This window comes from Spirosoma aureum (assembly GCF_011604685.1).
GTDB lineage: Bacteria > Bacteroidota > Bacteroidia > Cytophagales > Spirosomataceae > Spirosoma > Spirosoma aureum.
This window is the reverse complement of record NZ_CP050063.1, coordinates 8,607,687-8,619,505: the sequence shown is the minus strand read 5'-3', so window position 1 is coordinate 8,619,505 and position 11,819 is coordinate 8,607,687. Positions and strand designations below refer to the sequence as shown.

13 protein-coding genes are annotated in these 11,819 nt (G+C 47.4%); 5 read left to right on the top strand and 8 right to left on the bottom strand.

The window, feature by feature from the left end:
- Positions 1–8 precede the first annotated feature (8 nt).
- The gene (locus tag G8759_RS34460) at positions 9–707 is read right to left on the bottom strand and encodes a LytR/AlgR family response regulator transcription factor (protein ID WP_167218191.1); all 699 of its coding nucleotides are present in this window, start codon (positions 705–707) and stop codon (positions 9–11) included.
- Entirely contained in the window at positions 704–1,759 is a 1,056-nt protein-coding gene (locus G8759_RS34455; protein ID WP_167218189.1) for a sensor histidine kinase, read from the bottom strand. The genes G8759_RS34460 and G8759_RS34455 overlap by 4 nt, the downstream gene beginning before the upstream one ends.
- Before the next feature lie 523 nt (positions 1,760–2,282).
- Here G8759_RS34455 and G8759_RS34450 point away from each other — a divergent pair.
- Positions 2,283–2,693, top strand: a complete 411-nt coding sequence (locus G8759_RS34450) for an energy transducer TonB (protein WP_167218187.1) — start codon at positions 2,283–2,285, stop codon at positions 2,691–2,693.
- A gap of 86 nt (positions 2,694–2,779) precedes the next feature.
- Here G8759_RS34450 and aac(3) read toward each other — a convergent pair whose 3' ends face one another.
- The 4 genes from aac(3) to G8759_RS34430 form a co-directional block, all read right to left on the bottom strand.
- The gene (aac(3), locus tag G8759_RS34445; RefSeq protein WP_167218185.1) at positions 2,780–3,595 is read right to left on the bottom strand and encodes an aminoglycoside 3-N-acetyltransferase; all 816 of its coding nucleotides are present in this window, start codon (positions 3,593–3,595) and stop codon (positions 2,780–2,782) included.
- Between the two features lie 15 nt (positions 3,596–3,610).
- Positions 3,611–4,411 (bottom strand): polyprenol monophosphomannose synthase, encoded by an 801-nt coding sequence (locus tag G8759_RS34440; protein ID WP_167218182.1) that lies wholly within the window; start codon positions 4,409–4,411, stop codon positions 3,611–3,613.
- An 81-nt stretch (positions 4,412–4,492) separates the two neighbouring features.
- On the bottom strand, positions 4,493–5,839 hold the full coding sequence (hemG, locus tag G8759_RS34435; protein ID WP_167218180.1) for a protoporphyrinogen oxidase: 1,347 nt from the start codon (positions 5,837–5,839) through the stop codon (positions 4,493–4,495).
- Positions 5,836–6,219 carry a DUF4296 domain-containing protein gene (locus tag G8759_RS34430; protein ID WP_167218178.1) on the bottom strand — a complete coding sequence of 128 codons (384 nt, stop codon included), beginning with the start codon at positions 6,217–6,219 and terminating at the stop codon, positions 5,836–5,838. Before G8759_RS34430 ends, hemG begins: the two co-directional genes overlap by 4 nt.
- An 83-nt stretch (positions 6,220–6,302) precedes the next feature.
- Here G8759_RS34430 and G8759_RS34425 point away from each other — a divergent pair, with 83 nt between their 5' ends.
- From G8759_RS34425 to G8759_RS34410, 4 genes are read left to right on the top strand one after another with little or no spacing between them, the layout of a single operon-like run.
- A complete protein-coding gene (locus G8759_RS34425; protein ID WP_167218176.1) occupies positions 6,303–7,169 on the top strand; it encodes a DUF58 domain-containing protein in 867 nt (288 codons plus the stop codon).
- Positions 7,166–8,176 (top strand): hypothetical protein, encoded by a 1,011-nt coding sequence (locus G8759_RS34420; RefSeq protein ID WP_232074062.1) that lies wholly within the window; start codon positions 7,166–7,168, stop codon positions 8,174–8,176. Before G8759_RS34425 ends, G8759_RS34420 begins: the two co-directional genes overlap by 4 nt.
- A 1-nt stretch (position 8,177) precedes the next feature.
- Positions 8,178–9,254: a VWA domain-containing protein gene (locus tag G8759_RS34415; RefSeq protein WP_167218174.1), complete on the top strand. Its 1,077-nt coding sequence runs from the start codon at positions 8,178–8,180 to the stop codon at positions 9,252–9,254.
- A 60-nt stretch (positions 9,255–9,314) separates the two neighbouring features.
- Positions 9,315–9,890, top strand: coding sequence for a ribonuclease HII (locus G8759_RS34410; protein ID WP_167218172.1), 576 nt, complete (start codon positions 9,315–9,317; stop codon positions 9,888–9,890).
- A 15-nt stretch (positions 9,891–9,905) separates the two neighbouring features.
- On the opposite strand, the gene G8759_RS34405 is transcribed toward G8759_RS34410, so the two are convergent.
- Positions 9,906–11,021 carry an ATP-binding protein gene (locus G8759_RS34405; protein WP_232074061.1) on the bottom strand — a complete coding sequence of 372 codons (1,116 nt, stop codon included), beginning with the start codon at positions 11,019–11,021 and terminating at the stop codon, positions 9,906–9,908.
- 285 nt (positions 11,022–11,306) lie between these two features.
- Complete coding sequence (locus G8759_RS34400) at positions 11,307–11,705, bottom strand: nuclear transport factor 2 family protein (RefSeq protein WP_167218167.1); 399 nt, start codon at positions 11,703–11,705, stop codon at positions 11,307–11,309.
- Between the last annotated feature and the right edge of the window lie 114 nt (positions 11,706–11,819).

Genomic DNA, 11,819 nt, shown 5'->3' with positions numbered 1-11,819 from the left:
CGATTGGCTTAGATTTTTCCTGCGTTTTTTAGCCGGGCCGATTGACGTTGCGAAACCTTCAGCGTTTGCCCTGTCGTGAGCGTAATCGTTAGTCGGCTATTTTCAGATGTATTGATCGTTTGGATAAAATGCATGTTGACCACCTGTGCCCGGTTGATCCGGAAGAACATAGCTTCGTCCAGTGTTTTGACGAGCTGGTTCAGTGAGCGTTTCAGCCAGACCTTTTTCTCCTCAAAAAATAACCGGGCGTAATTGTCCATCGATTCAATCAGGTAGACTTTTTCCCACCGGATGAAATGATATTGATCGCGGTCTTTTACGAAAATCTGCTTGTTTTGGCCCGAAAAAGCAGCTTTCATGGTCAGTTTAGCGATGGCCTGTGCAAACCGTTCTGCCCGGATTGGTTTCAACAGGTAATCCAGTGCATTCACATCAAACGCTTTTATGGCATACTGATCAAAGGCCGTGACGAAGATGACTTCCGGTACATTATCTAAAGCTTGCAGCAATTCGAATCCACTCCGTTCGGGCATCTGGATATCTAAAAACAACAGATCCGGGTGTTTATCTTCGATAAGCTGTTGTGCTTCATCGGCATTTCGGGCTTCACCAATACAATCCAGTTCGGGAAAGCCAGCGATCAGCCGTTTGAGCTCCATTCGGGCATGACGCTCATCATCTATGATCAGTACGCTTATCTTCTTCATGTGATTGGTATCCGTACAATCGCTGAAACAATTCCTTCCGGTTCGTTCAGTAAGTGCAAATTAGCTCTGTCATTAAAGGTCAGTTGCAGTCGTTCCTTTAAATTGGCAATCCCTAAGCCGGTTATGGGTATACGCGCGTCGAGACGGCCCGGATTTTGGACCGTGATCGTAAGAAATCCGGCTTCTTCTGAGAGCTGGATACGGACACAACCTCCTTCTTTCCGCGTGCTTATTCCATGCTTAATCGCATTCTCTACCAATGTCTGAATGGATAAGCGCAGTATCCGCACCGATGTCAGGCTATCATCCATTTGCACCTGATACGTCAATCGTTCTTCGAAGCGAAGTTTTTCCAGTTCCAGATAATCCATCACCAGGGTGAGTTCATCTTTTACCGAAATAAGTACATCATCCCCAGTATACAGCCCCGTACGTAGTAAATCTGATAGCAGGTCAATAGCCCGCCTGGCTGACTCTGGTTCATCAATGACCAGCGCCTTAATGGTATTCAGCGAATTGAACAGTAAATGCGGGTTAAGCTGAGCCGAGAGGTTATTTAAACGGGCATCCCGGGTTGTGATTTCCAGTCGGGCCTTCTCTCGGGTTGATCTGACTTCCCGTTGTGCATAGTGGTATAAATGATAAGCAAGCAGCCAGATGGACATGAGCCGGATACCGGCAATAAAAATCGCTACTCCATTAAGCTCAATAAACAGAGGAAAACTTTGAACCGGGCCAGTTTGAAACCACAATCGGAATAAAAAGATTTTAGCCGCAGTAACTACCAGATATACAAATCCCAGGACAAAAACGGCTGGGATTATCCGTTTGAGCAACGGATTGATTTCCAGGTCTGTCCATCCGTGGCGTAACGCGAAATTCCGGTACAGGTGCGTAATCAGACTATAAGCCGCAACATCCGTTACAAATTGAAGAAGGCCTAACGCAACGTTGAATGTCCCGCCTGTGATACCGGTATATCCCCAATAAAGGGCCGCCAGCGACCAACCGGCCAATTGACATTTCCAGTAAAGAGATAATCGATTTTTCAAGGGGTAGCTGCTATATTTAGTCAAAGCAACAAAATCTGTCGGCAATGATAAAATAAAGTACAGGAACGCAGCATTTTGGGGATGAACGTCAGTTCTGGCGAGGTATACAATCAATGAAGATTGATTTATAGACTGCGCGTACAACCTATGAATGCCCAGCATCACTATAAAAAGCAGACTCGCGGTAATGGTTAAATGGCTACGTTTCATTGGGTATCAACTTCGTTTATGTGGGTCGATCATGAAGCCAAAGTTAGAATGCCGAAGAAAAGCCAATGGTCAAACTTTGTGTCAGGAGTGGCTGGCTTATTAGGTAGTGAGTAGCGTACTAAATCCGGCTATGTAATTAGTCTTACAAGACGCAGTCAGAGAGGCTATCATTAAGGGTTATTTAGGCCTAGTAGTCTGAATTCCAGATATTAACTGACCACACCCTCAAAAGTATTCCGTTCGTATAAAAGAGGTGACTAACTTTAATACACTATCAATACTAGTAAATCGACCGTCTAAAAAGACAATGGCTATGCGGACTATTTCGCTTATTTTCTTACTGGTTGGAGCACTTTGGCTTCCCTCTCGGGCACAGCAGTCTCACCTTGACTCAGGTTCTACCCAGAATCGCCCAATCTTTACCGTCGTCGAACAGCAACCCGAGTTTCCGGGGGGTATGAACAAATTGATGCAGTATTTTCGGACCAATCTGCGTTATCCGGAGGCCGCCCGAAAGGCCAGAATTCAAGGCCGTGTCTTCATTACCTTTATTGTTTCTGAGGATGGGGCAATTCAACAAGTCCGTGCACTAAAAAGTGTTGACCCTGATTTAGATGCCGAAGCGGTACGACTAGTCCAGAGTATGCCGAATTGGATACCCGCCAGGCAGCAGGGACGATCGGTAGCTTGTCGTTACAACCTTCCCGTAAATTTTGCATTATAAGATTAAGTGTTCAATGTTAAAATGATATTGCACTGGTATACAGCGTAGATTAGTAGAAAAGAATGGTGTTACTTGCTGTAATTTGTTCAACCAAATCGCTGCTCCAGCCACCGAACGGCAAAGGGAACGATATCGGCGGCAGAGATTAGAACGGAGGGGGCGGCACCAATGATTCCTTCATTTCCACCCTTTGTGGCCAGAAACTCTTCGACAATGGTTTTGAAATAGTCAGCTTCGAGGCCATCGACTACCGGATCGACTGTATCGAATTCTTCAATCATACGCCAATCAACGTGGCCATTAATTTGTAGTGGGACCTCCATTCGGCGGATATGTTTGCCCGGTATCTGAGCCAGGTGCTCGGCATGATGAAGCAGGCTCATCGTATCGAGGGGTGCGCCAATCATCAGAACCTTCCCCGATATAGAGACCAGCTTTGCAAAGGGCGAACCCGGCCCATATCCGTAGTCGAGTGGATGATCAGCAATAAACCAGCTGGCCCGTCCACCAATGGCGACGACTGATGCGCCCGGATTTAAACTGCGCTGAGCACCAGGAGTTGTGCGGACAAATTCAGCAAAAGCGCCATGATCACGGCTCGCTCTGGAATATAGAGGATGAAAAGGAGGAATATCTGGTTTAAGCGCATTCGGTACTCGTCCCGTCTCATCGAGCGCATTCTCATGCTGCGAGTCCCAGTTAACGTAACAAAGCAGCGTACCTTCACTACCAATTACATCCAGAATGGCCCCAATCAGTGCATCTGGGCCATTAAGCATTGGTCCCACCGAACGTAAGCCAGCATGCACCATAACAGCATCTCCAGCGTGTAGCCCAATAGTCGTTAACTGTTCGCCAAGTAAGCGACGTGTCCAGTAAAGGCTATTTCCAACCAGTAGCATATAAAACGCTCTAGATTAAACCGCATCAACCGGCTCGGCCATTGTTTCGGCGGCTTGTCGGCGTGGAATGTAGTGTCGGAAAAAACTACTGACTTTCATTTGCAGAACACCGAAAACTGCCTCCTTGAAGATTTTGGTAGACATTTTAGAAACGCCCTTTGTACGGTCGGTAAAAATGATGGGCACCTCTTTAATTCGAAAACCGTACTTCCAGCAGGTGAATTTCATTTCGATCTGGAAGGCATAACCGACAAATTTGATTGGGTTGTGAAGAATCACTTCCAGTACATCATGACGGTAGCACACAAAACCTGCTGTTGGGTCCATAATCGACATGCCGGTAATGAACCGCACATACACGCCGGCAAAATAGGACATCAACACCCGCCCCATTGGCCAGTTGACAACGTTAACCCCACGAATATAGCGAGAGCCAACAGCTACATCCGCGCGGTCGGGCCCTTCATCGGCGCAGGCATGATAAAGCTTGATAAGGTCATCGGGGTTGTGCGAGAAGTCGGCGTCCATCTCGAAAAGATATTGGTAACCCCGTGATAAGGCCCATTTAAACCCATCGATATACGCCGTGCCCAGGCCGAGTTTACCACGCCGTTCGAGCAGATGCAACCGGGACGGCGAACCACTCCCATTATATTCCTCCTGTAAATCACGAACGCGCCGGGCCGTTCCATCGGGTGAGCCATCGTCAACGATCAGTAGATCGAACGGCTCTGGCAGTGAGAACACTTTACGGATAATAGCTTCAATGTTCTCAATTTCATTATAAGTGGGAATTACTACCAGACGTTCTTTCACGACCTATTGAGTGGGTTAGCAAGTGGCCAATATCGGTACTATTACAACAACGATATTGGTAGTTTTTGTACAAAATAACTATTAAAATTTGTTAATCAGTGATTTGCTGCTCAATTGATTAGCCAGTTGCCGGGCTTTACCAAGACAATCGGAGAGCGAAACACCCTTATACCAATTGGCACATACCAGCAACCCATCTTTCTCAACAGCTTCAGCCTGCTGCTTTACCGCCACTATCCTGGAATCATACTGCGGAATGGCTCGTTCCCAGCGAGTGAGAGCTCGAAAAACAGGTTCTTTTGCCGTTATTCCAAAACTGGTACTTAATTCCTGATGAACCTTTTCGAACAGTACGCTATCGGGAAGGCGAGCGTTGCGCTCACCCGACTGGCCACCCACCATTGTCGTAATCAGTACTTCATCGTCGGGGCAACGACCCTCAAAAATGGAACTGCTCCAGATGTGTCCAGATGCAAAACGACCCTCGACTTTTGGATTCAGTCCACCAAAACCGTTTAGAGGATGCTGAACATCAGCCCGTTTATAGACCGAGTGAATGGCGGTCATGGGTGGGTATTCGACCTCGCGAAGCGCAGCTGCAAAATCAGGGTAGGTAGCTGCTACCAGTCGGGAGGCTGCATCAGTGCCAATAGCCAGTACCAGTGTATCAACGGTTTGGGTGCCGGTTGCTGCTTCGACCTGCCAGCCGTCGCTGGTTCGGGTAATACGCTCGACCGGGTCGTTGAGCGACAGATTAGTGAGCCGGTTGGCCAGGGCGTTGGGCAATGCCTGCATGCCATCCCGGAAACTGAACGACTGGCGACGTCCAGCGGCCGATTGATTTTTTATCAACCCCCGCAGTACCGATCCATACTCTTTTTCATAGTGCAGAAGTATTGGAAATGTTTCGGAGACAAGCAGATGTTCGGGGTCGCCCGCGTAAATTCCGCCAACAAACGGTGCCAGCGCATAATCGACAATCTCATTGGAAAAACGGCGCCTGAAAAATTGCGCTAATGTTTCTCCTTCGGGCGATTTCGTTTTGTTGTTCCGCTCGCGTAAGATAGCCAGTTTGGTTTTCCAGCTAAAAAAATTGCCGAACAAAAGCGATGGCGGACCTGATGGTAACTGCCGGTACTGACCATCGCGAAAAATATAGCGCGCTTTACTGACGGGTTTACTGAACGTCAATTCTGGCGTGATGCCCAGTTTGTCGAGCCAAAGCAATAGATCAGCGTCGCCAAGCAACGAATTAGGACCTAACTCGCGCAGATATTGTTGTCCTGTTGGTCCTGTTGCCCATTGTGAGCCAATGTAGCCACCGGCTCGTCCGGCTGATTCCCAAATGTGATAGTCTATACCTTGCTGCTGGAGTTCATAGGCGAGTGCAAGCCCCGAAACTCCTGCGCCGATAATGCCAATAGTCATGAACGGGTTGGTTTTTTTGAGACTTCCGTTTTCTTTTTCAGGTTATCGACTACCTGCTTATAGATGGCTTCCATTTCACTCGGGTGCGATGAGTAATACGTATAGCTTTTCGTATAGGCCGCTGTATCTACCTTAAATTTCCTGAAAATCTGATTTTCCAGATGCTTATACGCTAAATTGGACGAATCGATCGATCGAAGCCCCAAACGGCTGACACGCGATTCGGCCATATGTACTTCGGTCAGAATATCGGCCATACGATCCTCAGGAATTAGATTTTCCGGGCGTTTATCTTCGGCGGACTGGCAACTCGGCAACAGTCCTATACCAAGCATTGCCAGGGCCATCCAGATGGTTTGTTTCATCAGATGCCAACGCATAGTTTTAAGCGTTAATTTTGTAAGATAATCCGGCGTGTCAAAGTTCGGGATTGGTTGTTAAAATAACATAACGCCTAATTGATATGGACGAGTTCTTGGCCCGGCTACGTAATTTCGATATTCAGATCCGAAAGGCAGTCAACTCGCAGATGCGCGGTAGCTTTCGATCAGTTTTTAAAGGATCAGGACTGGAGTTCAGTGATTTACGTATCTATCAGTACGGCGATGATGTGCGGGCTATCGACTGGAACGTGTCGTCAAAAGGGCACGGTACGTTCGTAAAAGTATTTCGGGAAGAGAAAGATCAGACCGTTTTTTTTGTCGTCGATGTTAGCGCATCACAGCAGGTCGGCCCGCAGCACCGGGCTAAATTAGATGCCACCAAAGAGGTTTGTGGTGTGCTGGCCATGTCGGCCATTCGCGAAGCCAGCCACGTTGGTTTATACTGTTTTTCGGATCAGAAGGAGCGATATATCAAGCCGTCAAACAGCTTAAAAACGGGTTATCAGTTGATAATGAGCCTGTTTAAGTTACAGCCAGAGTCGGCCCGCACTAACCTGGCTGATGCGTTGCTGTTTACGCTGAACTGTCTTAAACGCCGTAGTGTCGTTATCCTGCTCTCCGACTTTATCGATCAGGGTTACGAACATAATCTGAAGGCACTGGCAAGAAAACACGATTTGGTCGTTATTCATTTTTATGACCAGCGCGAGGTGAATTTACCCCGGCTTGGTATTATTCCGGTTCACGATACCGAAAATGGCCGGACGGTCTGGCTCAATACCTCGTCGGCCTCATTCCGAAACCGTCTGCGCGAAACGTTTCAGCAAAACCAAGCCCGGCTGGAGCGGCTTTGTAAACAATTTAATGCCAATTATCTGGTGCTCGATTCGCAGGAAGATTTTATACCGAAGCTTATTGACTTATTTCGGATCAGAAAGTATCAATGAATTCTGACAAAGGCAGATTAGTGGCTCATACAATTCGATTACTTAGTATTCTCTGCCTGTTTACAGTGTCGTTGTGGGGGCAGCCACCTGCGAAACCAGCGCTAAAAGGGCAATTTCTGGACGATAGTATTGAAATCGGACGGCCGTTTCGCTATGCGCTTACCTATCGACATCCGCCATCGGCTGAGGTCCTTTTTCCCGACACATCCCGGCATTTTCTTCCATTTCGAGTGAAAGAAATAAGCGTTTCGCCGACGCAGACAACGGGCGAAGGCCTTGCTGCGATTAGCCGCGACAGTGCCGTTTATACGCTCATTTCGTTTGAAACTGATTCAGTTCAATTATTGCAGGTACCTATTCGATTGATTAATGCCAGTGATTGTACCTACCTGACCACTCAGGTCGATACCGTATTTTTGCGTTCGAAACTTATATTGCCGGGCGCGGGTACCGCGCCGACCCAAAGCCTGACCCTGGCGTCACAAACGCAGCTGGCCCGCTTGCAACAGCAGTTTAATTATCCGGTTTTAGGTGAAGTTCTGCTCGTGGCAACAGCATTATTAACGCTGATCTATCTGCTGTTTGGCCAGTCGATTCGCCGACAATTACGTATCTATCAGCTTTATCAGCAACATAAACGGTTTTTGCGGAATTATGCCCGGCTAAGTCGAAGCTTAAATGCCGATACAGCCCCCGAAAGTGCTAATCAGGCCGTTATTCTCTGGAAAACATATCTGGAGCAACTGGAACGACAACCTTATGCATCGCTGACAACCCCTGAAATTGCGGATCGCACCGGCGACGATCGTGTTGCCGATGCGCTGCGGGAAGCCGATCGTATGATTTATGGCGGAACGTTTTCGGCACAGTCGCCGGATGCGCTGCGGGTGTTGCGCGATGTCGCTAGTCAGGCCTATCGTCGTCGTCGATATGTCATGCAGACATCGTCAGTACCTGCCACGTCAGCAACGTTGTCAGAGAACGCGGAGTCGTCAACTTTTTCGTAACATGGAACCCTGGTACTCATTTCACTGGTTTGACCCGGATCTATGGGCGCAATTTCGGTTCACTAATCCGTTGGCTCTTTACCTGATTCCAACGATAGGGTTACTATTGGCAATACGGTACTACCTGCATCGGGGGGGACAACAACGCCTAAACCTGTCGCTGGGGTCGATAGGGGGGCGGAGTCAGGCTGAGCGGCTTAACGAGAATGCGGTTCGAGCCAATCAGATTCTGATTAGTTCGTTGCGATTTCTGTTGCCCGGTAGCATCTTAATCGCCATGAGTCTTTTACTGGTAGCCCTGGCGCGGCCTCAGCTTGTGGAAACGCATCGTGTGGAGCAGTCAGAAGGAATTGATATAATGCTGGCTATGGACGTGTCGTCGTCTATGACCGAAACCGATCTGCCGCCCAATCGTCTGGCAGCAGCTAAACGGGTTGCCCAAACGTTTATCAATGGTCGCAAAAGCGACCGCATTGGTCTGGTTGTTTTTGCCGGAGAAGCGTTTTCTTTGTGCCCACTCACGACCGATCATGACTTGCTGAAGCAGTATTTAAGCGAACTTGACGACAAGATGATCGACGCATCGGGTACCGCCATTGGCGATGCACTGGCTCGTTGCATTAACCGGATGCGCGAATCTGGTGTGTTAAGCCAGGATTCAACGCAATCTGTAAAGAAGCGGAGTAAGATCGTGATTCTGATCAGCGATGGTGATAATACGGCTGGTAACCTCGATCCCATTACGGCAGCTCGGTTAGCCAAAGCGTTTAATATCCGGCTTTATACCATTGCTGTTGGTCGGGTTACCCGTTCCGGCACGTCGGCTTCGACCATTGATGAGGGTATTCTGAAAACGATTGCCGGTATTGGCAGTGGCAGTTTTTTTCGGGCAATCGATGCCGGTCGATTGCGGTCTGTTTTTGCCCAGATCGACCGCCTGGAAAAAGCGCCTGTTCGAATGCTGGTCTACGAAGATGTACAGGATTGCTATCGGGCTTATTTATACTGGGCCATCTCATTTCTATTGTTTGCATTGTGTCTGAAAACCACCATTGTCGGAAATATACTGGAAGATTAATTCGCTGTATTCGGTATGCCGTTGCAAACCATAAGCCGAATGTTGTAAACCGAATCGCATATGCTTAAATCGTATTATAATGCTGACGCAATCGAAGCTGGGTTGGATGAAGTTGGGCGCGGCTGTTTGGCTGGTCCGGTAGTAGCTGCTGCGGTGATCTTACCCAAAGACTATACGCATCCGATTCTGAACGACTCTAAACAACTGACCCGCACGCAACGGGAAACACTCCGCACCGACATAAAACGCGATGCGCTGGCGTGGGCAGTGGCCGAAGTTTCGCACGAGGATATTGATCGGATTAATATTTTGAAAGCGAGTTTTCTGGCCATGCATCGTGCCGTCGATGCGCTTGTGATTCAACCGGAGCATTTATTGGTTGATGGCAATCGCTTTGTACCGTATCCGATGATTTCGCACACGTGCATTATAAAGGGCGATGCTCATTTTCTGTCGATTGCAGCTGCTTCAGTGCTGGCCAAAACCTACCGAGACGATTTGATGGAGCAACTTGGACTGGAGTTTCCTGCTTATGGATGGGCCAGGAATGTAGGTTATCCAACGCCTGTTCATCGGGAGGCTATCCGGAAGTTCGGGCCAACGAAATACCACCGCATGAGCTTTCGGCTTTTATAAGTTTGGCTTGTCGTTTCAGTCTGGTAGTAGATTGCCACCCCAGATAAAGTTTCTAAAATCGCTGGGTGCCGGATGGCGGCCAATTAGCATCAGGTCGGTTAGGCCAATGCTAGCTGCTCTTTTTTGCAAGGTTGATCGATCACTCAATGTTGGTGTCTCTTTTACTTCAACAGCAAACTGTCCATTCAGAATAAAATCGATTTCCTGGCCTGTTTTACGTTGATAGAATTGTACCTGCCCTAACCAGCGTAATTGATTGGCAATGGCATTCTCAAAAACCTGACCACTATTCAGGTGGGCCAGTTGATTTAGCAGACCCGTATCGGCAAGATACAGTTTGCGTTGTTGAGAAATCTCACGACCAGTATTTCGGCTAAAGGCCGGTACACTTTGGATGAAATATGTATACTCAAGTAGTGTCAGATAGTCTTTAATTTTATTTCGATTAATACCCAATAAGCTCCCTAACTTTTGGTAGTCTATTTTACTGCCCGTATGGGCTGCTATCAATCTTACAAGCCTTACCAGGTCATCGCTGGCCGAAAAATCAGATAACAGGCGAATGTCTAACTCAATATAGGCATTAATAATGTCGCTCAGGTAGCTAGCTTTGTCCGAATCTGTATCAGCCAGTGCAACCTCGGGGAAACCACCATATCGAAGAAATTCTTCGTATAACTCTTTGTATTTCAGGTAGTAGCTTTGCTGGTATGAGTGCCGGATAAATGGTTTTAGCGTTTTTGTATCTATTCCCCGGAAGGCAACAAATTCAGCAAAATTGAGGGGAAACATCTCGAAGATTCGCTTTCGTCCAGCCAGGCTTTCTGAGAAGTGATTCTTCAGGTAGTATGAACTGGACCCTGTCAGTAAAAATTTGATAGTGTAGGTGTCATATAGGTATTTAATAACGCTGGGGGCGTTTCTGACCAGTTGAATTTCGTCAATCGCTATAACGGCAGGTTTTGTCAGATCCACACCCTGAACCTGCAAGTCCAGCTCAACATCACGATACATGGGTTGATTTAGCAAATATCGGTTTTCTGCTTTTTCCAGATCCAGAAATAGTTTGTTCGTATGAGGAACCTGTGCCAAGAGATGACGTACAGCCGTTGTCTTACCAACTCGGCGCATCCCTGTGATAACAGTAGCTTGTTTCTTTGATAAATGATCTTCGAGATCTTGATATAATTGTCTATAGATCATAAAGTATTACTTTGTGTTATTATTCTATGCACAAAGTAATACTTTTTAGCCATTATTTGCTTTGTCGACAGATATATGTTTGAGAAATAGCCTTTAAAAACAAAATAAAAGGAAGTGTTCCAACGAAGTACCACCGCATGAGCTTTCGGCTTTTATAAACAAAACCACCGCTCATATCGCAGTGGTCTTGTTCTTCTATGCCTTTATGTCGGTTTACTTGAGCCAGAATTCATCTTCGTGCGCTACATCGGCAGAGTATACTTTAGCCTTGGTAATCTGGCCATTTTCAACCGTGTAGACGTCGATGTTGTCGACATCGAGTATGCCGCCGTTAGGCTGAACTGCTTTCCAGTGTACCAGGCAGGCAACGCTATTTCCGTTGGCCGTAAGAACCTTCACATCAGTCAAGGCCAGTGTGTTGGATGATACGTCAAACATGCCGCCTACCATCTTAAAAACCTCTGCACTCGATTTTTTTGTGCCGGAGAAGCGGTTGTTGCCGGGCTGACTCCATTCGATATCCGGGTGTAAAGATGACGCCAGTTTTGCCTGATTTCCCTGCTGAACGGCGATTAAAAAATCACTGACTACCTGCATTGATTGCGTTTCCATAGTTTTTTTGTTTGATTGGTTTGTGGTCATCTGACGATCGGATTTTGTTGGATTTTCAGTGGCTGATTGAGGTGTTGCGGAATGACTCAGAGCGATCATTAGTGCTAGGGCGAT

Excerpts from the sequence above, each read along its gene's own strand:
- G8759_RS34425 (WP_167218176.1), top strand. The coding sequence starts at position 6,303 with ATGGACGAGTTCTTGGCCCGGCTACGTAATTTCGATATTCAGATCCGA.
- G8759_RS34430 (WP_167218178.1), bottom strand. The coding sequence starts at position 6,219 with ATGCGTTGGCATCTGATGAAACAAACCATCTGGATGGCCCTGGCAATG.
- G8759_RS34400 (WP_167218167.1), bottom strand. The coding sequence starts at position 11,705 with ATGGAAACGCAATCAATGCAGGTAGTCAGTGATTTTTTAATCGCCGTT.
- G8759_RS34405 (WP_232074061.1), bottom strand. The coding sequence starts at position 11,021 with ATGCGCCGAGTTGGTAAGACAACGGCTGTACGTCATCTCTTGGCACAG.
- hemG (WP_167218180.1), bottom strand. The coding sequence starts at position 5,839 with ATGACTATTGGCATTATCGGCGCAGGAGTTTCGGGGCTTGCACTCGCC.
- G8759_RS34450 (WP_167218187.1), top strand. The coding sequence starts at position 2,283 with ATGCGGACTATTTCGCTTATTTTCTTACTGGTTGGAGCACTTTGGCTT.
- G8759_RS34460 (WP_167218191.1), bottom strand. The coding sequence starts at position 707 with ATGAAGAAGATAAGCGTACTGATCATAGATGATGAGCGTCATGCCCGA.
- G8759_RS34420 (WP_232074062.1), top strand. The coding sequence starts at position 7,166 with ATGAATTCTGACAAAGGCAGATTAGTGGCTCATACAATTCGATTACTT.
- G8759_RS34415 (WP_167218174.1), top strand. The coding sequence starts at position 8,178 with ATGGAACCCTGGTACTCATTTCACTGGTTTGACCCGGATCTATGGGCG.
- G8759_RS34410 (WP_167218172.1), top strand. The coding sequence starts at position 9,315 with ATGCTTAAATCGTATTATAATGCTGACGCAATCGAAGCTGGGTTGGAT.